Source organism: Agromyces sp. MMS24-JH15, assembly GCF_043518605.1.
Lineage (GTDB): Bacteria > Actinomycetota > Actinomycetes > Actinomycetales > Microbacteriaceae > Agromyces.
This window is the reverse complement of record NZ_CP171358.1, coordinates 1,665,248-1,683,947: the sequence shown is the minus strand read 5'-3', so window position 1 is coordinate 1,683,947 and position 18,700 is coordinate 1,665,248. Positions and strand designations below refer to the sequence as shown.

Sequence of the window (18,700 nt, the reverse complement as noted above, 5' to 3'; positions counted from 1 at the left end):
GGAATCGGATTCCGCGTCGCGTCGCTGCCGCTTCGCCGAGCCCGGTGCGCGGGTCCAGAGAGGCGGTCCGCCATGACCTCCGACATCTCCCCCATCCGCACGACGCATCCGCCATCGGCAGGGCGCCCGCAGGCATCCGCCAGCGCGTTCACCGACCTCGCGCGCATCGTGAAGGACGCCGGACTGATGCGGCGTCGGTACGGCTACTACTGGACGAAGCTGGTCAGCGTGCCGTTCGCCTACGCGGCGGCGATCGCGCTGTTCATCTGGATCGGCGACACCTGGTGGCAGATGTTCACCGCCGTCGGCTTCGCCGTGCTCTTCACGCAGACCGCGTTCCTCGGTCACGACGCCGCGCACCGGCAGATCTTCCGGTCCGGCAAGTGGAACGACTGGATCAGCCTCATCCTCGCCGGACTCGTCGGCATGAGCTACGGGTGGTGGCAGCACAAGCACACGCGGCACCACGCGAACCCCAACCAGATCGGCACCGACCCCGACATCGACCTCCCCGTGGTGGCCTTCACGCCCGAGCAGGCGGCACGCGAACGGGCGGCGTTCTTCCGCTGGATCATCGGCCACCAGGGGTACTTCTTCTTCCCGATCCTGCTCCTCGAGGGCCTCTCCCTCCACGCGTCGAGCGTGCACCGGGTGTTCGCGAAGGAGCCGCTCCCGCACCGCCCGGTCGAGATCACGTTCCTCACCGCGCGCATCTTCGGGTACCTCGCGCTCATCCTCCTCGTGCTCTCACCCGGCAGGGCCGCCGTGTTCCTCGCGATCCAGCTCGGCCTGTTCGGGTTCTACATGGGCATGAGCTTCGCCCCGAACCACAAGGGGATGCCGCTCGTGCCGCACGGCGCCAAGCTCGACTTCCTCCGCCGGCAGGTGCTCATGAGCCGGAACATCCGCGGCAACCGCCTCGTCGACATCCTGATGGGCGGCCTCAACTACCAGATCGAGCACCACCTCTTCCCGTCGATGCCGCGGCCGCATCTGCGCCGTGCGGCACCGATCATCCGGACGTACTGCTCCGGGCAGGGCGTTCCGTACACCCAGACGACGCTCGTGCACTCGTACGCGATCGTGTTCCAGTACATCAACCGGGTGGGCCTCGGCGAACGCGACCCCTTCGAGTGCCCGATGGTGACGCAGCGCGCGAGCATCTAGGCGGCGGTACGGAGCGAGGATGCCTCGGGCCACCCGGGCACCCAAAATTGTTGAACAATCCTTCGCTTTCGTGCTATCCTGAAGGCCGGTCGACGGCCAGCTGGGGGGATGAGCTCGGCGCCGTGACCGCCGGTCGGATCTCCGAACCCGACCGCAAGCTTCCGCCGCCGGACGGGGTCCGCGGCAGTTCGTTGTTCCGGTGGTCGGATGCGCCGGACGAGGTCCCACCTTGCGCGCCACTCGACGCACAGCTTCCGCATACGCCGCTGCCCGCGAAACCGGTCCGTCCGGTTCCGCCCCGAAGGCCGACGGCATCCCGCACTCGACGACATCGGGCCGCCGCGCACTCACGATCGGCACCGCCGCGCTCGTCGCCGGCGCGACGCTCGCGCTCGCACCCGCGATCACGGCCGGCAGCGCGGACGCCGCGTTCGCGGCGGACGGGACGACGTTCAACCCGTTCGACAACGCCGGCGGGTTCAGCCTCTACGCCCGCGGCGATGCGAACCTCCAGCACTCCGAGGTCGAGGGAGCGATCGCGGTCGGCGGCACGCTCACGGCGAAGCAGCCGGGCGGCCGTCTCCCGATCCAGCACTACGTCACGGGCACCGCCGACTACACCGCGCCCGTCATCGACGGCGCCGCGACCCGCGTCCTCATCGGCGCGTACAGCGACCAGAGCGGCATCCTCGACGTGAGCGGATCCGGCATCGCGCCGAACGACGGCTACGCGAAGCTCGCCGGGGGCGAGCAGGCCCCCTTCTTCTTCGCCTATCGCGGCGGGTACGCCCAGTACGTCGTGCCCGGCGGGGAGGACCAGGGGCCGTCGATCGACGCGAAGAACCAGGCGTGGGACGCGGCCGACCCCGGCGCGACGTTCCGCACCGCCGAGACCAGCGTCGCGGCCTACGTCGAGCAGGGCGACGCTTGGGACCAGGTCGACGGATGGCTCGCCCCGCTCGCCGACCCGGCCGCCGGCCTCGCGAACCGAGTGGAGGTCGCGCACGACACCGACCGCGCGGTGCTCGCACTCCAGGCCGGCGTGGTCAACGTCATCGACTACGCCGACCTGTTCCTCCCCGGCGGCGCCTACCCGACGGCCGTGACCTACGCCGGCCCGCTGCCGGCGGCCGACACTCCGCTCATCATCCGCGTGCCCGCCGGAACGACCTCGGTCATCGGCATGGCCCTCGACGGCGGCGCCGGCACCGATGCCGTCGCGAACTCGATCATGTGGGACCTCTCCGCGTTGAGCGGGCCCGTCACGATGGCGCCCAACACCGGGAACGGCCAGCTCGACGGATCGGTCTACGCGCCGCACGCCGACCTGACCCTGACCTTCGGACCGCTCGGCGGCCAGGTGATCGCCGAGACCCTGACCACCACCGGAGACTCGGGCGAGACGCACGCGTACTACTTCCGCGCCGAACTGCCCACCGTCGTGGTGACGCCGACCGGGCCGACGACCCCGACCGAACCCACCGCACCGACCGAACCCATCACACCCGCCGAACCCACCACGCCGACCGAACCCACCGCACCCACCACCCCGACCGAACAGCCCGTCGTGAACCCCGTCACGGAACAGCCCCAGCCCCAGCCCGAGCAGGAACCGCAGCCCCAGCCGACCCCGTCGGCGACGCCGACGACCCCTGCGCCCGCACCTGCCGGCGGAGACCTCTCCCCGACCGGCTCGGACACCGAGGCCCTTCCGTCGACCGGTGTCGACCCGGCCCTCCCGCTGGGCATCGCGGTCGGCGCGGTGACGCTCGGTGCGCTCGGCCTGCTCCTCGCACTCCGTCGGCCGGCCGCGCGCCGATAGGTTCGGCGCCGGCTTCGGCGCGCGCCGGATTCGGGCCGCGGCCGTCCCCAGCTCGGCGATCCGGCTCGCCGAGCCCGTTCGGATTGTTCCACAATTCACATCACCCTCCCAGCTTCGCCGCCTACGTTGAAGGAGCAGGGAGCACGGCCAGCTGGGAGACGAACTCGGCGCCGCTTCCTACCGGTCGGACCCGAACCGGCCGCCCCATCGCCGCCGAGGGAACACCCTCGGCGGTTGTGCATTTCCGGCGCCCACGGACGCGCCGGGAGGAGTACGTCCCATGCGCGCCGCTACCCACGCGACCTCCGTTCTCACGACCCCGGCCGGCCCGAACCGCCGCGGCTCGAACCGCTCCGGCCGACGATCGACAACGCGACGGCGACTCCTCGCTGGCGGCCTCGCCGCGCTCGTCGCAGGCGCCGGCCTGGCGCTCGTGCCGGCGATCGCCCCGGGCGCCGCCGCGCCCGCCACGGCCGACGGCCTGGCGTTCAACCCGTTCGACAACGCCGGCGGCTTCACCGTCTACGCGCGCGGCGACGCGAACCTCCAGAACTCCGAGATCGAGGGCGCGATCGCCGTCGGCGGAACCCTGACCGCGAAGACTCCCGGCGGCCGGTTGCCGATCAACCACTACGTCGCCGGCACCGCCGACTACACGGCACCCGTCGTCGACGACGACACGACGCGCGCCCTCATCGGCGCCTACAGCTCCCAGAGCGGCATCCTCGAACTGAACGGCCAGGGCCTCGCGACCCCTGACGGCTACGCGAAGCTCACCGGTGGCGAGCAGGCCCCCTTCCACTTCTCCCAGCGCGGCAGCTTCACCCAGTACGTCGTGCCCGGCGGCGAGGCCGATGGTCCCTCGATCGACGCGAAGCTCCAGCCGTGGAACTCCGCCGACCCCGGCGCGACGTTCCGGACGGCCAAGGGCACGGTCGCGGAGTACGTCGAGCAGGGCGCGGCGTGGAGCGAGGTCGACGGACGGCTCGCCCAGCTCGCCGACCCGGCGACCGGGCTCGCCCACCACGTCGACGTCGCGCACGACGGGGACCGCGCGGTGCTCTCGCTCCAGCAGGGCGTGCCCAACGTCATCGACTACGCCGACCTGCTCGTCTCCGGCGGCGGGTTCCCGAACGCGGTCAGCTACGCGGGCGTGCTCCCGTCGGCCGACACGCCGCTCGTCGTCCGCGTGCCCGCCAAGACGACCTCGGTCACGGGCATGGCCCTCGACGGCGGGCAGGGCTCGGTCGCGAACTTCGTCATGTGGGACCTCTCGGCGGTCCACGGCGCCGTCGCGATGGCCGCGAACAGCGGCGTCGGCCGCATCGACGGCTCGGTCTACGCGCCGCACGCCGATCTCACGCTCACCGTCGGACCGCTCGACGGCCAGGTGATCGCGAACACCCTCACGACCACCGCCGCATCGGGCGAGCTGCACGGCTACTTCTACCGTGCGCCGCTGACGACGGACCCGACCGTCCCGACCACCCCCGCGACCGGTTCGTTCTCGATCGCGAAGGCCCTCGACGGCCCCGTCGGTCTCGTGCCCGCGAGCACCGAATTCACGATCACCTACCGCGTCGACGGCGGCGAGCCCATCGCGCTCGCCCTGCGCGCCGACGGCACGCGAGTCACGGTCCCCGGCCTCGCCGCGGGCGCGATTGTCACGTTCGAGGAGACGACGCCGCCGGTCATCGTCGGCGTCACCTGGACGGGCGCGCGGTTCTCGCCCGACTCGGTCCAGATCGTCGGAGACGAGGATGCCCCGGTGACGATCACGAACGCGTTCACGGCGACGCCGCTTCCCCAGCCCGAGCCCAACCCCCAGCCCGAGCTCGCTCCGGCACCCGAGCCCGAGCCCATCTCCGAGACCACCCCGGCACCCGCCGCGTCCGGCACCACGCTCGCGCCGACCGGCACCTCGGTCAAGCGCCTCGCGTCGACCGGCGTCGACCTCGCCGCACCGGCGGGCGTCGCGGCCGGCGCACTCGCGCTCGGCGCGCTGGGCCTGGTGCTCGCGCTGCGCCGTCGGACCGTGCGCCGCTGATCCGGCGGCCCACGCCGACCTCCCCGCATCGAAGGCGGCCGTCCCGACCGGGCGGCCGCCTTCGCGCATGGGTTCCCGCGCCGCGGCCTCCCTGCGCGCGGCGCCCCGCGCTGCTACGGTGTGGGCCATGCCAGCCACGGGGATCCAACAGCTCGTCCAGTCGGCGTTCGACGGAATCCAGGCCTTCGACGTGGATGCCGCGACTGCGGGCATGGCTCGCGACGTCGTCGTGTTCGACCCGCACTACCCCGAACCCGAGATGCAGGGCCTGGCCTCGGTGCGTGCGGGGCTCGCCTGGGCGTTCGAGGGGATGGCGAGCATGCGGTTCGACATCGACCGATGGTTCTTCGGCGAGGACGGCCGGTCGGCCGTGGTCGAGGTCTCGACCCACCACGTGATGAAGTCCGGCAAGCGGCGCCTCGACTTCCCGCAGGTCTTCGTGATCGACACCGACGGCGAGCAGATCACGCGCCTGCGCGCGTACGAGCCGTACGGACCGCACGGCACAGCGGGGTTCGGCCTGCGGCTCGGGCACATGGTCTACCGGCTGGGACGCCGTCGCCGCAGCCGGAGCTGACCCGCCGTCCCCGGCCGGCTTGCACGGCCCAAGCCGGCTCCCGACTCAGTGCCCCTGGAGCACCGCCCAGGCGAGCAGGCTGTCGATGCGCCGGATGTCCGCGCCCTTGGTCAGCTTGACCTTGATGTGCCCGGCGCGGGTCCAGAGTTCGAGTTCGGCGTCGCGGTCGAGGAATCCGCCCGCGTTCTCGCTCGACCACATGTGGATCGAGCTGTAGGGCAGCGAGGTCACCTCGACCTTCTTGCCGGTGATCCCCTGCGCGTCGCGCACGATGAGGCGCTTCGTCGTGAAGGTCGCCGAGTCGCGGAACGTCTTGAACGACGCGACGGCCTGCTCGCCCTCGAGGAGCAGCGCGTTCACGTCGGCGGGAACCGGGATCTCCTGCTGCAGGGTCCAGGCCAGGATCGGTGCGGTCTCCATGCTCACGTCAACTCCCTCATCGGATGCACCGGCCATCGGCGCACGTCGGGCCAGCGTATCGGCGACGGCCGACGCCGCGGCGGCGGCGTCGACCGGAGTTGGCCGCGACCCTCATCCTCGCATGGTACCGAATGGTACTTTGGTACCGAACGAAGGAGCGAGCGATGCCAGCACCGACGCCGATCAAGGTCGACGCGGCCACCGACCGACTCGTCGCCGACGCCGCATACCTGCTGGGGCGGACGAAGAAGGACATCGTCGCCGCGGCGGTCTCCGAGTACTTCGCGCGACACCGGGACGAACTGCAGGCCGGCGTCGAGGCATCCTCGTCGCGCGTTGCGGCCTCGACCCACCCGCTCCGCGAACGCGTCCGCGCGAAGCGCGACGAACTCACCACCGCGCTCGGTCAGCTCGGCGGACGGAACATCCGCCTCTTCGGCAGTGTCGCGCGCGGCGAGGAGACGGATGCGAGCGACATCGACCTCCTCGTCGATCTCGACGTCGGGGTCGGTCTCTTCGGGCTCGCCGGAATGGAGTCGGCCGCCGAACGAATCCTCGGCGTCCCGGTCGACGTCGTCCCGGCCGCAGACCTGAAACCCGATGCCGAAGCCCGCATCCTCGCCGAGGCGGTGGAACTCTGAGCAGGTCGCAGCTCGACCGACTCCGCGACATCCGTGCCGCGTGTCAGGCGATCGCGGAGTACGCCGCGGCGGACGACGAGCGCGGACTCGTCTTCGATGCGATGCGCATCCGACTCGTCGAGATCGGCGAAGCGGTCAAGGACCTCGACCCCGCGACGCGCGAACTCGCCCCCGGCATCCCGTGGGATGAGATCGCCCGGATGCGGGACCTCCTCACCCATCGGTACTTCGACGCGACCCACGCCATCGTGTTCGCGACCGCACGCACCGATGTTCCGGTGCTGTCGGAATCGGTCGAGCGGATGATCGAACGGCTCGACGGGCCGGCCTGAGCCGGCGCCGGGTCGGGGAGGCGACAGGCAGGCGAGAGGCAGGCGAGAGGCAGGCGAGAGGCAGGCGAGAGGCAGGCGAGCGCCCGCCTACCCGGGCGACGACCGGGTCTCCGCCGGGTCGGCCACCCCGGGCAGGGACCCCGATCCCGGAACCGGGTCGCGTCGACGACGCGTGACCAGGTAGGAGCCGAGCAGGACGAGCACGAACCCGACGACGGTCCAGACCGTCAGGCGCTCGCCGAGCACGAGCACGCCCGCAGCGACCGCGACCGCGGGGTTCACGTACGTGATCGCGGTCGACTTCACGGGCCCGATCTCGGCGATGAGCCCGACCATGAGCAGGAACGCGAGCGCGCTGCAGACCACCGCGAGCACGACGATCGACCAGATGACCGCGGGCGACGGCACCTCGGTCGGCCAGCCGCCCGTCACGGCCACGAACGGCACGTAGACGACCGCCGTCGCGGCGAGCGACACGGCCACGACGCCCACGCCGGGCAGGTCGGGCATCCACCGCGAGAGGATCGCCGGACCGAGCGCGTAGCCCACGACCACGACGGCGATCTGGGCGACCGCGACGAGGTCGGACCCGGCCACGTCGAGGCCGACGAGCGCCGCGACGCCGAGCATCCCGAACAGGATGCCGAGCCAGTTCACGCCGGTCAGCCGCTCGGGTCGACCCATCAGGAACGCGATGGCGACGCCCGCGAGCGGCACGGCCGCGAGCAGCAGGCCCGCGGTCGAACTCGGCAGCCGCTGCTCGGCCGAGCTCAGGAAGTACCACGGCAGGATGAGCTCGGCCACCGTGTACGCGAGCATCGGCTTCCACCGCCGGACGACCACGCCGACTTCGCGCCGGAAGAACGCGAGGGGCAGGAGCAGCAGCGCTGCGAGCGCGGAACGAGCGAGCACGACCATCGCGGGTTCGAGCTCGCCCACCGCCACCTTGATGAACAGGTACGGGATGCCCCACGCGACGCCGAGCGCAGCGAACAGGATCAGCCCACGACGACTCACCCGCCCATTCTGGTCGACCCCGCCGACGGCCGCCGTGGCTCGACCGCCCGATGACGACGAGATCCTGCCGCTGTGCGGCCCGCGATCCCTAGACTTGCGCCGTGCTGTGGGTCTTCGCCGCGTTCGCTCTCATCGGCTTCGTCGTGCTCGCGTTCGCGATCGCGTCCCGCGTCCGCGAGGGGCGCCTGCCGCGCTCGCTCATCGTCGAGTACGGTCCGCGCCGCGACGCGACCGTCATCGGCGACGCGATCCTCATCGAGCGCGAACGACGGGCCGTCCCGGCCGCGCTCCTCGACCTCGCCGTCCGCCGCCGCGTCCGGCTCATCGCCGAGACGTCCGGCGGCAAGCGGGCGACCGTCGCGGTCGAGGTCGTCGACGCGGCATCCCTGACCCGGCGCGACCGTGCGCTGCTCGAGGCGCTGTTCGGCCCGGGGCATCCGAGCCACCGCGTCCGTCGCCTGTCGAAGGACGGGCGCACGGTCGCCCGCCGGATCCGCGCCCTCGTCGGGCGCGACGTGGACTCGCTCCGGAGCCGCGGCCTCGTCGCCGTCCAGGCGAACGGGCGACGCGTCCTGCGGATCCTCGGCGTGCTCGGGCTCTTCGCCACGGCCGGCGCGTTCGTCGCCGCACTCGTCGTCGAGGACCCGATCGCGGTCGCGATCACGCTCGTGGCTATCGCGACGGCGGTCGCCACGCTGTTCGTCACGCCGTCGGGGCGCGCGGCGGTTCACGGCGACCGCCGATCCGCTGCGCCGCCACCTCGACGGCCTCCGGCAGTACATGACGGTCGCCGAGGCCGACCGGATCCGCATGCTCCAGTCCCCGACGGGGGCCGAGCTCATCGACGCGCCGGAAGACGTGCGGGCCGAGCTCGGCACCGACGTCGGACGCTTCAAACTGCACGAGCGCCTGCTTCCCTACGCCGTCCTGTTCGGGATCGAGAAGGAGTGGCTCGAGCACCTGCGGGTGTCGTACGCCGACCTCGACCAGTCCGCGCTCAGCGCCCTCGGCGATGCCGTCGAGGTCACGGGCGACCTGTTCCTGCTCGCGGACGCCCTCGGCGACCTCGTGCAGCTCGGCCTCGCCGTCGGCGACCTGGTCGATGCCGGCGGCGCGGCCCTCGAAGTCGTGGGCGGCGTGTTCGACTTCGTCGGCAGCCTCACGCCGTAGCGGACCCACCGACCCCTCGTCGTCAAGGGGGTGGCCGCCGCCGGCGCGCCCGACGTAGCCTGCGGACGCCGAGGCGTCCACCGCCACGAGGTCGACCGCCACGAGCAGGAAGGCATCCGATGTCCGATCCGCAGCACCCGCTGGACCCTCCCGAGACGCCCACGGGCCCGCCCGAGGCGCCGGACGCACCCGAGGCACCCGACGCCCCGGAGCCGGGCCCCGGATTCCCGACCACGCCGACGGAGCCCCCGCCGCCCACGCCCTCGGAACCGACGATCCCGGCGCCGTCCGAGCCGACGATCCCCTCGACCCCGGAGACGCCCGGGTTCCCGGTCACCTGACCGCGCGCTGGCGAGAGCACCCGGCCGGGCGCCGCCGATTCCCCCGCGGCGACCGGCCGCGGTTCGCGCACGCGTGTGCGCGAACCGCGGCCCGGGGCATCCGCCCGACCGGGCACTGCCCGATCGGGGCATCCACCCCTAGTCGCCCTTCACGTTGACGAGCTGCCGCAGCACATGCCGCACCCGGACCAGCTCGGCCGCGTCGGCCATGACCCGGTCGATCGGCTTGTACGCCTGCGGGATCTCGTCGAGGAACGCGTCGGTGTCGCGGAACTCGATGCCTCGCATCGCCTCCCGGAGCTGCTCGTGCGTGAACAGCTGCCGGGCCTTGGACCGCGAGTACTCGCGCCCCGCGCCGTGCGGCGAGGAGTTGAGCGACATCGGGTGGCCGAGGCCCTCGACCACGTACGACGCGGTGCCCATGGAGCCGGGGATGAGCCCGGGCCGACCGAGGTCGGCCTGGATCGCGCCCTTCCGCGACACCCACACGCGCTTGCCGAAGTGCTCCTCGCTCTCGGTGAAGTTGTGGTGGCAGTTGATCCGCTCCTGCTCCTCCACCGGCGCGCCGACCCACTCGGAGACCTGTCGGATGACCCGGTCCATCATCTCCTCGCGGTTGAGCAGCGCGAAGTGCTGGGCCCACCGCAGCTCGGCGATGTACCGCGTGAACTCGGGCGTGCCCTCGACGAGGTACGCGAGGTCGGGGTCGGGCAGGTCGATCCACCACTGCGTCGCCAGCCGCTTCGCGACCGCGATGTGGTGCTGCGCGATCTTGTTGCCCACGCCCCGGCTGCCGGAGTGCAGGAACAGCCACACCCGGTCGAGCTCGTCGAGCGACACCTCGATGAAGTGGTTGCCCGAGCCGAGCGATCCGAGCTGCTGCCGCCAGTTGCCGGCGTACCGCGCCGGGTCGAATCCCTTCGCCTCGGCGAGTGCCTCGAGCTCCGCGATCCGCGGCTCGGCGGTCGCGACGACCTTGCGGTTGTGCTTGCCCGCGCTCAGCGGGATGGCGCGCTCGATCTGCTCGCGCACCGGCCGCCGGTCGGCGGGCAGGTCGGATGCCTCGAACCCGGTCCGCACGGCGATCATGCCGCAGCCGATGTCGACCCCGACGGCCGCCGGCATGATCGCGCCGAGCGTCGGGATGACCGACCCGACGGTCGCGCCGAGGCCCAGGTGCGCGTCGGGCATCAGTGCGAGGTGCGGGTAGATGAACGGCATCGTCGAGGAGGTGCGAGCCTGCTCGACGGTCTGCCCGTCGAGCAGGCTCGCCCACGAGACGAGCCGCTTGGTGATGGTCTCCATGTTCCTTTCCTGTCTGGTTGCGCCCGGAGGTCCCGCGAGGCGGGTCCGGGCATTCGGATGTCCCGAGCCCAGGGGCTCCGGTCATCGCGCGCAGACAGGAGAACACCCCGGGCCTCGAGCAGGCACCGGGGTGACGGATTCGCGGATGGTCCGCGGCGTCAGGGTGCCTGGTCGAGCAGCTGGTCGAGTTCGCTCGATCGGAGATTCCTCTCCGACCGGGCGGGCGCCGTCACGGCGCGCTCGAGGGAAGGCGCATCGGTCGTGTGCTGCAGGTACACGGCGGGTCCTTCCATCCAGGTCGGGGCGCTGCGCGTCCTGCGCAGCGTTCGCACACTAGTGGCCCGGGTGGTCGGCCGTCAACGATCGGGCTGCGGGGCGGGGCGGGGCGGGGCGGGGTGGGCGGTGCGGGGTGCCTCGGGAGAGGTGCTCGGGCGAGCCGCGTGCGGACGACCGCGGGGCACGGCAGACTCTGGACGAATCGACGCGATGGGGAGGATGCGATGACGGGAGGCCGGACGGGGCGCGAGGTCGTCGCGATCACGGGGGCATCCGGGCGGATCGGTCGACGCGTCGCGCCGCTCCTCGACCGGCCGGGGCGCGTGCTGCGATTGGTCGACGTCGATCTCCCCGATCGACCCGAGGACGGACCGTGGGGTGCCCTCGAGCACCTCGAACTGCGACCGGCGTCGATCGAGGACGACGACGGGATCCGCGCCGCGCTCGACGGGGCGGACGCCGTCGTGCACCTCGCGGCGCTCGCGTCGGAGGCCCCGTGGGCCGACCTCCTGCGGGTGAACATCGACGGCACGCGGAAGGTGCTCGAGGCCGCCCGGCTGGGTGGGACGCGGAGCGTGGTGCTCGCGAGCAGCATCCACGCGGTCGGGTTCGCCGACCCGGCCGACGCCGCCGGCACCGAGGTGCTCGTGCCTCGCCCCGACTCGTACTACGGGATGACGAAGGCAGCGGTCGAGGCGCTCGGCAGCGTCTACGCCGACCGGTACCGCATGAGCATCGTGTCGGCCCGCATCTGCGACTTCGAGCCCGAGCCCGGGCCCGGCCGCGGGCTCTCGCAGTGGCTCTCGCCGGGCGACGCGGCGCGGCTGTTCGAAGCGGGGATCGCCCTCGACGACGGACGGCACCACATCGTGTGGGGGGTCTCGGCGAACGCGCCCGACGGGTACGACCTCCGCGCGGGACGCGCCATCGGGTTCGAGCCGCGGGACGATGCGGTCGCGTTCGCGACCGCCCGCGACGGTGCCCCGCCGGAGGCGGCCGTGCGGCCCGGTCCGATCGGCGGATACTTCGCCGACGCGGCCCATCCGCTCGGCGAGCGGTGGTGATCGCGCTAGGCTCGCTCGCAGTGACACGGGGTGCCGCGCGTTGCGCGCGGCTGAGAACACACCCGTCGAACCTGATCTAGTTCGGACTAGCGAAGGGATGTCGCGAATGCGCGCACACCTGTCCATCGACCCTGCCCGCGAGACGGATGCCGCCGAGTCGGCCGCCGTGCTCCTCGACCGCCTGCGCGAGGTCAGCCCGCTGACCCAGTGCATCACGAACAGCGTGGTCACCAACTTCACCGCGAACGCGCTGCTCGCGATCGGCGCGGCCCCGGCGATGGTCGACATCGTCGGCGAGGCCGGACCGTTCGCCGGCATCGCGGGCGGCCTGCTCGTGAACCTCGGCACGCCGAACCGCGAGCAGCGCGACGCCGCCCGCGAGGCGGTCGCGAGCGCACGCGCGGCGGGCACGCCGTGGGTACTCGACCCCGTCGCGATCGGGGCGCTCCCGATCCGCACGGCGCTCGCGCACGAGCTCCTCGCGTTCCGCCCGGCCGCGATCCGCGGGAACGCGTCGGAGATCCTCGCGCTCGCGGGAACCGGCACCGGCGGGCGAGGAGTCGACGCGGCCGACAGCACGGATGCCGCGGCCGACGCCGCGCGCCGCCTCGCCGATTCCTCCGGCGCGGTCGTCGCGGTCTCGGGGCCGATCGACCTCATCACCGACGGCGTGCGGGTCGCCCGGATCACGAACGGCGACGCCCTCCTCACGCGCGTCACGGGCGGCGGCTGCGCGCTCGGCGCGGTCGTCGCGGCGTTCCTCGGGGCGGCGCGCGACGGCGTCGGCACGACGAGGACCTCCTCCGGCGCGCCGACCGGACCCGACGGGTACGACCCCTTCGAGGCGGTCGTCGCGGCGAATCTCGCCTACACGGTCGCCGCCGAGCTCGCGGCGGCCGAGGCATCCGGCCCGGGCACGTTCGCGGTGGCGTTCCTCGACGCCCTCGCACGGGTCGATCGTGTCGACCTCCGCGACCGGGGCAACGTGAGCATCACCGTGGCGGCATCCTCGACGACGTCGACCGGCGACGAGCGCGACATCCCCGCGGGGGTCCGCTCGGCGACCGTCGGCGCCCGCTCGTGAGCGTGCGCGCCGCGCTCGACCTGTCGCTCATGCTCGTCACCGACCCCGCGCTGTGCGGCGACCGCGGCGTGGCCGCGGTCGTCGCCCGTGCGGTCGCGGGTGGCGTGCGCACGGTGCAGCTGCGCGACAAGGATGCCTCCGACGCCGACCTGCTCCGACAGCTCGCCGAGCTCGCCGAGGTCATCGCCGGCCGCGCGGCGCTCGTCGTGAACGACCGGCTCGACGTCGCGATCGCGGCGCGGGCGCGGGGCATCCGCGTCGACGGCGTGCACCTCGGGCAGGGCGACGCATCGCCGCTCGAGGCCCGCGACGCCCTCGGCCCGGACGCGATCGTCGGCCTCACGGCGAACACGCCGGCGCACCTCGACGCGGTCGCGCGGATGCCCCGCGGCACGGTGGACTACCTCGGCGTCGGGGTCATCCGGCCGACCTCGACCAAGCCCGACCACCCGCCGGCCCTCGGCGTGGACGGGTTCGCCCGCATCGCGGCCGCGACCGACCTGCCGTGCGTCGCAATCGGAGGGGTCGTGGCGACCGACGTGGCGGCGCTCCGCGCCGCGGGCGCGGCGGGCGTCGCCGTCGTCTCGGCGATCTGCGCGGCGGGCGACCCGGGCGCCGCGGCCGCCGGGTTCGCCGCCGCCTGGGAAGGTGCGCGGGAGTCGGCGCGGGCGGCCGCGGAGGGACCGGCGCCCGAGACGGCGCGCGAGGCGAACCGATGACCGGGGCATCCGCTGCTCGGCCCGTGCCCCGCGTCCTCAGCATCGCCGGGAGCGACCCGTCGGGCGGCGCCGGGATCCAGGCCGACCTGAAGTCGATCGCCGCAGTGGGCGGCTACGGCATGGCCGCGGTCACCGCGCTCACCGCGCAGAACACGCGCGGCGTGTCCGGCGTGCACGTACCGCCGGCGACGTTCCTCGCGGCGCAGCTCGACGCGCTCGACGCCGACATCGCCATCGACGCCGTCAAGATCGGCATGCTCGCGAACGCCGACGTCATCGGAGCGGTCCGAGACTGGCTCGTGCGCGTCCGCCCGCCGATCGTCGTGCTCGATCCCGTCATGATCGCCACGAGCGGCGACCGGCTGCTCGACGACGACGGGGAGCGCGCGCTGCGCGACCTGCTCCCGCTGGCCGACCTCGTGACGCCGAACCTGGCCGAGCTCGCCGTGCTCGCGGGCGCCGCCGCGCCTGCGACCACCTGGGCCGGTGTCATCGCCCAGGCCGAAACCGTCTCAGCCGGGTACGGCGTGCGCGTACTCGCGAAGGGCGGCCATCTCGACGGCCCGACCGCGCCCGACGCGCTGGTCGACGCGGCGACGGCGACCGTCGTCGAGTTCGCCGGCACGCGCATCGAGACGACCGCGACGCACGGCACAGGCTGCTCGCTGTCGTCGGCGATCGCCACGCTCCGGGCGTCGCACGGCGACTGGGCGCCCGCGGTCGCCGAGGCGAGGCGGTGGCTGCGCGAGTCCCTGCGGCACGGCGAATCGCTCGGGGTCGGTTCCGGGCACGGCCCGGTCCACCACTTCGCCGGACTGTGGTCGCGCGGCGGGACCGACACCGCGCCGACCCCCGAGGAACTGTCGGCCGAGTGGTGGGACGGCATCGCCGACGTGCGGAGCGCGATCGACGACCTCCCGTTCATCCGCGCGCTCGCCGACGGCACGCTCGACCGGGCTGCCTTCCTCGCGTACCTGGCGCAGGACGCCCGCTACCTCCGCGACTACGCCCGGGTCCTGGCCGACGCCTCGCGCCTGGCGCCCGACCCCGCCGCCCAGGCGTTCTGGGCGAAGTCCGCACACGGCGCCCTCGTCGGCGAGCTCGGGCTGCACGCGAGCTGGCTCGGGTCGGATGCGCTCGGGTCGGATGCGCTCGGGAGGGGTGCGCTCGGGCCGGAAGCGCTCGACTCGGTCGCCTCGGGCGCTTCGGGCGCCGCGGCCTTCGCCGACGAACCCGGCCGCGCCACGACCGCGTACCTCGACCACCTGCTCGCGACCGCGGCGCGAGGCGACTACGCCGTGCTCGCGGCCGCGGTCCTGCCGTGCTTCTGGATCTACGTCGACCTCGGCGAGCGGCTCGCGGCGGGCGCGTTCGGCGAGGCACCCCTGGCCACGGGGCATCCGTACGCGTCCTGGCTCGCGACCTACCGGGACCCCGCGTTCGCGGACGCGACCCGTGACGCGATCGGGTTCGTCACCGCGGCCGGAGCGCGCGCGACGCCCGAGGTGCGCGAGCGGATGCGGCGCGCGTTCCGCGCGTCGGCCGAGCACGAACTGGCGTTCTTCGCGGCGCCGCTCCCGGCGCGCGCGCCGTAGCCGCGCGCTCGTGGGCGCGCACCCGACCCGCGGCCGGACGATCGGGCGCGCGCGGACGACCTCAGACCGTGCCCTCCGGGGGCCAGACGCCGATGATGATCGCCATGACCACGACGGTCACGAGTTCGTGCGCGATGTTGAGCACGGTGAGCGATGACGGGCGCCCCTCGAACGCGTCGTGCGTGATGAACCGCGCCGCCGTGAATCCGGCCCAGAGGATGATCCCGGTCAGGATGGCGGACCACAGGTACCCGCCGTCCTCGTAGAAGTGCCAGGCGATGGTCGTCGCCCCGGCGAGCACCCACGCGGTGACGAAGCTGACGAACAGGGTCACGATGATCGCCATCGTCGCGCTCGATCCCGGGCGATCCATGTCGACGTTCGCGAGCTTCGACCACCGCGTGCCGAACACGCGCGGCGTGTACCAGATCGAGCCGACGACCATGCTCGACGCCGTCGCCAGCAGGACCGCCCAGTAGTTGATCTCGGGGACCATCTCTCCGCCTCCTCGCTCCGTCCACTTCGATGGACGCGCGGTCGGTGCCGCTGGGCGCGAGCGTACTCCCGCGCCGGCGCGCGGGGGCGCCAGCGCGCCGGAGGCGCCCGCGCCCGGACTCGGCGCCCCGCGACCTGCCTCCCGTCGAGGCATCCTGCCCGGCGCTACGCTCTGGCCAGCGACCGACCGAGGAGGCGCGACCATGACCGGCGACCCGACTCCCCCGTCCAGCGAGCTCAACACGATCGGGCACATGCGCGATGCGGTGCTGTTCGACGGCCCCGACCGCGGGCAGCGGATCTCCCGGTTCTGGATGCTGCTCATCCTGTCGTCGGTCATCGCCGCGGCCGGCGTCGCCGCGGACTCGACGGCGACCGTCATCGGCGCCATGATCGTCGCGCCGATGATGATCCCGATCCAGGGCACCATGCTCTCGACGGTCCTCGGCGACCGGTCGAACCTGGGCCGTTCGCTCCTCATGATGATCGCCGGCGCTGCGGCGGCGATCGCGATCGGATACCTCGTGGCCGTCCTGGTCGCCGGGCCGATGACCGCGGCGACCAATGCGCAGGTCGCCGGCCGGGTGTCGCCGAAGCTCATCGACCTGCTCGCCGCGCTCGCGACGGGCGTCGTCGGCTCGATCGCGCTCGTGCGCAAGGACATCTCGGACACGCTGCCCGGCGTGGCGATCGCGATCTCGCTCGTGCCGCCGCTCACGGTCGTCGGCATCACCGCCGAATCCGGCGCGCTCGACCAGTCGCTCGGGGCGCTCCTGCTGTTCGCGACGAACGTCGCCGCGATCCTCGGCACCGGCATCGTGGTCATGTCGCTCTTCGGCGTGCAGCGCTGGGGCCTCGAGCAGGCCACGGGCCCGGCGGTCGTCCGGATGAACCGTCGGAACTCCTACCTCGCGATCTTCGCCATGCTCGTGATCGTCGCGATCCCGCTGACCTTCACGAGCGTGCGCACGAGCACGCTCGCCGTGCTCGAGGCCCAGGTCGCGCGGGTCGCGCAGGCCTGGGCCGACGACGTCGGCTGGGACCTGATCTCGGTCACGGAGGGCGACGACGGCGTGCTGGTCCGCGTCACCGGCCCGGAGCCGATCCCCGACCTCGGCGCGCTCGAGGACGCGATCACCGGCATCGGCGTCGACGCCTCGAAGGTCGAGGTCGACTTCATTCCGTCGCACCGCGTGAACCTCGGCTCGACCGACGGGGAGTGACCGCCGGTCAGGCGCCGACGGGGCGTGACCGCCGGTCAGTCCGACGGGGCGCCCGCGAGCCAGTCGGCGAGCTCACGGCGGAACGCGACGGGCTGCTCGACCCACGGGTAGTGCCCGCAGTCGGCGAGCATCCGCAGGTCCGCGTCGAGCTCGGCCGCGTACGCCTCGACGGTCCGGACGCCGACGAGGATGTCGCCGTCGCCCGCGATCACGCGGGTCGGGACGCGCGGCGCGGCGAGCACGCGGTCGGGCGCGTCCTCCGGGATGCCCGCGAAGTACGCCTCGATGGACGCGAGCTCCCACCCGCCGACGAGCGAGTGCACCTGCTCGCGCGCAGTCCACTGCGCGTAGCCGGCCGGTCCCTCGAGGATCCGGGCGGCGTCGAACCCGACCTGGTCACACGGCTCGGGGCCGGTGAGCGATTCGAGCGCGGCATCCACCACCGGGTCGCGCCGGGCGCGCCCGATCTCGACGCCGTCGCGCTGGACGTCGACGAGCCAGGCCGCGGCGGGCGTCACGAGCGCGAGGCTGCGGACGCGCTCGGGGTACCGGGCCGCCGCCGCGAGCGCGAGCCGCGTGCCCGCCGAGTGGGCGACGACGTCGACACGGTCGAGGCCGAGGTGGTCGGCGAGCGCCACGAGGTCGTCGGCATCCGTCCACCAGCCGCGCGAGCGGCCGCCGGTCGTGGGCGTGCCGCGCGGGTGCAGCACGACCAGGTCGCGAGCGGATGCCACGCCCGCGAGGTCTTCGAGATAGTCGACGCCGCGGCACGGGCCGCCGGGCACGACGATGGCGGGCGGGGCGTCGCCGCCCGTGCCGAGTCGGTGGAACGCGAGGTCGATGCCGTCGGTAGGGAACGTCTCCACCCGCTCGAAGCTAGCGCAGCGCGCGCCTCGGCCTCGGTCGGTTTCAACAGGTTGCGGGATACCTTGCAGTACGAGGTATCCTTTGGTTCTATATACCTTGCAGTACGAGGTATCTCGACCACTCGATCGCGACGCGGCATCCACGCGGATGCCGGAGCAGGGAGCAGCGCATGCGCATCGGCAAGGACCTCGTGGCGGCCGCCGCCACGCCCGTGGTCCTCGGCATCCTCGCCGAGGGCGACTCGTACGGGTACGCCATCCTGCAACGGATCACCGAGCTCTCGGGCGGTGAACTGCAGTGGAGCGACGGGATGCTGTACCCGCTCCTGCACCGCCTCGAGCGGCTCGGGCACGTCGAGAGCGAGTGGCGTCAGTCCGACGCCGGTCGCCCGCGCAAGCACTACCGGCTGAGCGCGTCGGGTGCCGCGACCCTCGCCGACCAGCGCCGACAGTGGACGGTCGTCGGCGACGTGCTCGCGAAGGTCTGGGACGGCCGGCCCGGCGATCCGGGCGCGCGCTTCGCGCTGGGAGGTGCCTGA

Annotated in this window: 20 protein-coding genes and 1 riboswitch; of the genes, 14 read left to right on the top strand and 6 right to left on the bottom strand. The window is 73.1% G+C overall.

Annotation, left to right across the window (positions count from 1 at the left end; all coding sequences use genetic code 11):
* Positions 1-72: 72 nt before the first annotated feature.
* The 4 genes from ACDF64_RS07635 (at position 73) to ACDF64_RS07620 (ending at position 5,613) form a co-directional block, all read left to right on the top strand.
* Entirely contained in the window at positions 73-1,167 is a 1,095-nt protein-coding gene (locus ACDF64_RS07635) for a fatty acid desaturase family protein (RefSeq protein WP_394554541.1), read from the top strand.
* A 229-nt stretch (positions 1,168-1,396) separates the two neighbouring features.
* The gene (locus ACDF64_RS07630) at positions 1,397-2,989 is read left to right on the top strand and encodes a collagen-binding domain-containing protein (RefSeq protein ID WP_394554539.1); all 1,593 of its coding nucleotides are present in this window, start codon (positions 1,397-1,399) and stop codon (positions 2,987-2,989) included.
* 280 nt (positions 2,990-3,269) lie between these two features.
* Complete coding sequence (locus tag ACDF64_RS07625) at positions 3,270-5,036, top strand: collagen-binding domain-containing protein (RefSeq protein WP_394554538.1); 1,767 nt, start codon at positions 3,270-3,272, stop codon at positions 5,034-5,036.
* A gap of 127 nt (positions 5,037-5,163) precedes the next feature.
* Positions 5,164-5,613: a nuclear transport factor 2 family protein gene (locus ACDF64_RS07620; RefSeq protein ID WP_394554536.1), complete on the top strand. Its 450-nt coding sequence runs from the start codon at positions 5,164-5,166 to the stop codon at positions 5,611-5,613.
* Positions 5,614-5,658: 45 nt separating this feature from the next.
* Here the strand turns inward: ACDF64_RS07620 and ACDF64_RS07615 are convergent, their stop codons facing one another.
* Positions 5,659-6,033 carry a PH domain-containing protein gene (locus tag ACDF64_RS07615; protein WP_394555076.1) on the bottom strand — a complete coding sequence of 125 codons (375 nt, stop codon included), beginning with the start codon at positions 6,031-6,033 and terminating at the stop codon, positions 5,659-5,661.
* A 164-nt stretch (positions 6,034-6,197) separates the two neighbouring features.
* On the opposite strand from ACDF64_RS07615, the gene ACDF64_RS07610 reads away from it, so the two are divergent.
* A complete protein-coding gene (locus ACDF64_RS07610; RefSeq protein WP_394554535.1) occupies positions 6,198-6,674 on the top strand; it encodes a nucleotidyltransferase family protein in 477 nt (158 codons plus the stop codon).
* Positions 6,671-7,006 carry a DUF86 domain-containing protein gene (locus ACDF64_RS07605; RefSeq protein WP_394555075.1) on the top strand — a complete coding sequence of 112 codons (336 nt, stop codon included), beginning with the start codon at positions 6,671-6,673 and terminating at the stop codon, positions 7,004-7,006. Before ACDF64_RS07610 ends, ACDF64_RS07605 begins: the two co-directional genes overlap by 4 nt.
* Before the next feature lie 87 nt (positions 7,007-7,093).
* On the opposite strand, the gene ACDF64_RS07600 is transcribed toward ACDF64_RS07605, so the two are convergent.
* A complete protein-coding gene (locus ACDF64_RS07600; RefSeq protein WP_394554533.1) occupies positions 7,094-8,023 on the bottom strand; it encodes a DMT family transporter in 930 nt (309 codons plus the stop codon).
* Positions 8,020-8,754 carry a hypothetical protein gene (locus ACDF64_RS07595; protein WP_394554532.1) on the bottom strand — a complete coding sequence of 245 codons (735 nt, stop codon included), beginning with the start codon at positions 8,752-8,754 and terminating at the stop codon, positions 8,020-8,022. The genes ACDF64_RS07600 and ACDF64_RS07595 overlap by 4 nt, the downstream gene beginning before the upstream one ends.
* A gap of 49 nt (positions 8,755-8,803) precedes the next feature.
* Between ACDF64_RS07595 and ACDF64_RS07590 the strand changes: the two genes are divergently transcribed.
* On the top strand, positions 8,804-9,193 hold the full coding sequence (locus tag ACDF64_RS07590) for a hypothetical protein (RefSeq protein WP_394554531.1): 390 nt from the start codon (positions 8,804-8,806) through the stop codon (positions 9,191-9,193).
* A gap of 119 nt (positions 9,194-9,312) precedes the next feature.
* Complete coding sequence (locus ACDF64_RS07585) at positions 9,313-9,534, top strand: hypothetical protein (protein WP_394554529.1); 222 nt, start codon at positions 9,313-9,315, stop codon at positions 9,532-9,534.
* Positions 9,535-9,672: 138 nt separating this feature from the next.
* Here ACDF64_RS07585 and ACDF64_RS07580 read toward each other — a convergent pair whose 3' ends face one another.
* Positions 9,673-10,839, bottom strand: coding sequence for an RtcB family protein (locus ACDF64_RS07580; protein WP_394554527.1), 1,167 nt, complete (start codon positions 10,837-10,839; stop codon positions 9,673-9,675).
* 500 nt (positions 10,840-11,339) lie between these two features.
* On the opposite strand from ACDF64_RS07580, the gene ACDF64_RS07575 reads away from it, so the two are divergent.
* The 4 genes from ACDF64_RS07575 to thiD all read left to right on the top strand — a co-directional run bounded on the left by ACDF64_RS07575 (position 11,340) and on the right by thiD (position 15,577).
* Positions 11,340-12,179 (top strand): NAD-dependent epimerase/dehydratase family protein, encoded by an 840-nt coding sequence (locus ACDF64_RS07575; RefSeq protein ID WP_394554525.1) that lies wholly within the window; start codon positions 11,340-11,342, stop codon positions 12,177-12,179.
* 16 nt (positions 12,180-12,195) lie between these two features.
* Positions 12,196-12,294: riboswitch (TPP riboswitch) on the top strand.
* Complete coding sequence (thiM, locus tag ACDF64_RS07570; protein WP_394554523.1) at positions 12,286-13,263, top strand: hydroxyethylthiazole kinase; 978 nt, start codon at positions 12,286-12,288, stop codon at positions 13,261-13,263. (Overlaps the previous riboswitch by 9 nt.)
* Positions 13,260-13,982: a thiamine phosphate synthase gene (thiE, locus tag ACDF64_RS07565; protein ID WP_394554521.1), complete on the top strand. Its 723-nt coding sequence runs from the start codon at positions 13,260-13,262 to the stop codon at positions 13,980-13,982. Before thiM ends, thiE begins: the two co-directional genes overlap by 4 nt.
* Entirely contained in the window at positions 13,979-15,577 is a 1,599-nt protein-coding gene (thiD, locus tag ACDF64_RS07560) for a bifunctional hydroxymethylpyrimidine kinase/phosphomethylpyrimidine kinase (RefSeq protein WP_394554519.1), read from the top strand. Before thiE ends, thiD begins: the two co-directional genes overlap by 4 nt.
* A 61-nt stretch (positions 15,578-15,638) precedes the next feature.
* On the opposite strand, the gene ACDF64_RS07555 is transcribed toward thiD, so the two are convergent.
* Entirely contained in the window at positions 15,639-16,073 is a 435-nt protein-coding gene (locus tag ACDF64_RS07555) for a DUF1761 domain-containing protein (protein WP_394554517.1), read from the bottom strand.
* 202 nt (positions 16,074-16,275) lie between these two features.
* Here ACDF64_RS07555 and ACDF64_RS07550 point away from each other — a divergent pair, with 202 nt between their 5' ends.
* Positions 16,276-17,295 (top strand): DUF389 domain-containing protein, encoded by a 1,020-nt coding sequence (locus tag ACDF64_RS07550; protein ID WP_394554515.1) that lies wholly within the window; start codon positions 16,276-16,278, stop codon positions 17,293-17,295.
* Positions 17,296-17,330: 35 nt separating this feature from the next.
* Here ACDF64_RS07550 and ACDF64_RS07545 read toward each other — a convergent pair whose 3' ends face one another.
* Positions 17,331-18,161: an alpha/beta fold hydrolase gene (locus ACDF64_RS07545; protein ID WP_394554513.1), complete on the bottom strand. Its 831-nt coding sequence runs from the start codon at positions 18,159-18,161 to the stop codon at positions 17,331-17,333.
* A 170-nt stretch (positions 18,162-18,331) separates the two neighbouring features.
* On the opposite strand from ACDF64_RS07545, the gene ACDF64_RS07540 reads away from it, so the two are divergent.
* Positions 18,332-18,700, top strand: coding sequence for a PadR family transcriptional regulator (locus ACDF64_RS07540; protein ID WP_394554511.1), 369 nt, complete (start codon positions 18,332-18,334; stop codon positions 18,698-18,700).

Coding starts and splice junctions, on each gene's coding strand:
- ACDF64_RS07580 (WP_394554527.1), bottom strand. CDS start 10,839: ATGGAGACCATCACCAAGCGGCTCGTCTCGTGGGCGAGCCTGCTCGAC.
- thiM (WP_394554523.1), top strand. CDS start 12,286: ATGCGCGCACACCTGTCCATCGACCCTGCCCGCGAGACGGATGCCGCC.
- ACDF64_RS07610 (WP_394554535.1), top strand. CDS start 6,198: ATGCCAGCACCGACGCCGATCAAGGTCGACGCGGCCACCGACCGACTC.
- ACDF64_RS07575 (WP_394554525.1), top strand. CDS start 11,340: ATGACGGGAGGCCGGACGGGGCGCGAGGTCGTCGCGATCACGGGGGCA.
- ACDF64_RS07635 (WP_394554541.1), top strand. CDS start 73: ATGACCTCCGACATCTCCCCCATCCGCACGACGCATCCGCCATCGGCA.
- ACDF64_RS07625 (WP_394554538.1), top strand. CDS start 3,270: ATGCGCGCCGCTACCCACGCGACCTCCGTTCTCACGACCCCGGCCGGC.
- ACDF64_RS07585 (WP_394554529.1), top strand. CDS start 9,313: ATGTCCGATCCGCAGCACCCGCTGGACCCTCCCGAGACGCCCACGGGC.
- ACDF64_RS07615 (WP_394555076.1), bottom strand. CDS start 6,033: ATGGAGACCGCACCGATCCTGGCCTGGACCCTGCAGCAGGAGATCCCG.
- thiD (WP_394554519.1), top strand. CDS start 13,979: ATGACCGGGGCATCCGCTGCTCGGCCCGTGCCCCGCGTCCTCAGCATC.
- ACDF64_RS07540 (WP_394554511.1), top strand. CDS start 18,332: ATGCGCATCGGCAAGGACCTCGTGGCGGCCGCCGCCACGCCCGTGGTC.
- ACDF64_RS07620 (WP_394554536.1), top strand. CDS start 5,164: ATGCCAGCCACGGGGATCCAACAGCTCGTCCAGTCGGCGTTCGACGGA.
- ACDF64_RS07590 (WP_394554531.1), top strand. CDS start 8,804: ATGACGGTCGCCGAGGCCGACCGGATCCGCATGCTCCAGTCCCCGACG.
- ACDF64_RS07550 (WP_394554515.1), top strand. CDS start 16,276: ATGACCGGCGACCCGACTCCCCCGTCCAGCGAGCTCAACACGATCGGG.
- ACDF64_RS07555 (WP_394554517.1), bottom strand. CDS start 16,073: ATGGTCCCCGAGATCAACTACTGGGCGGTCCTGCTGGCGACGGCGTCG.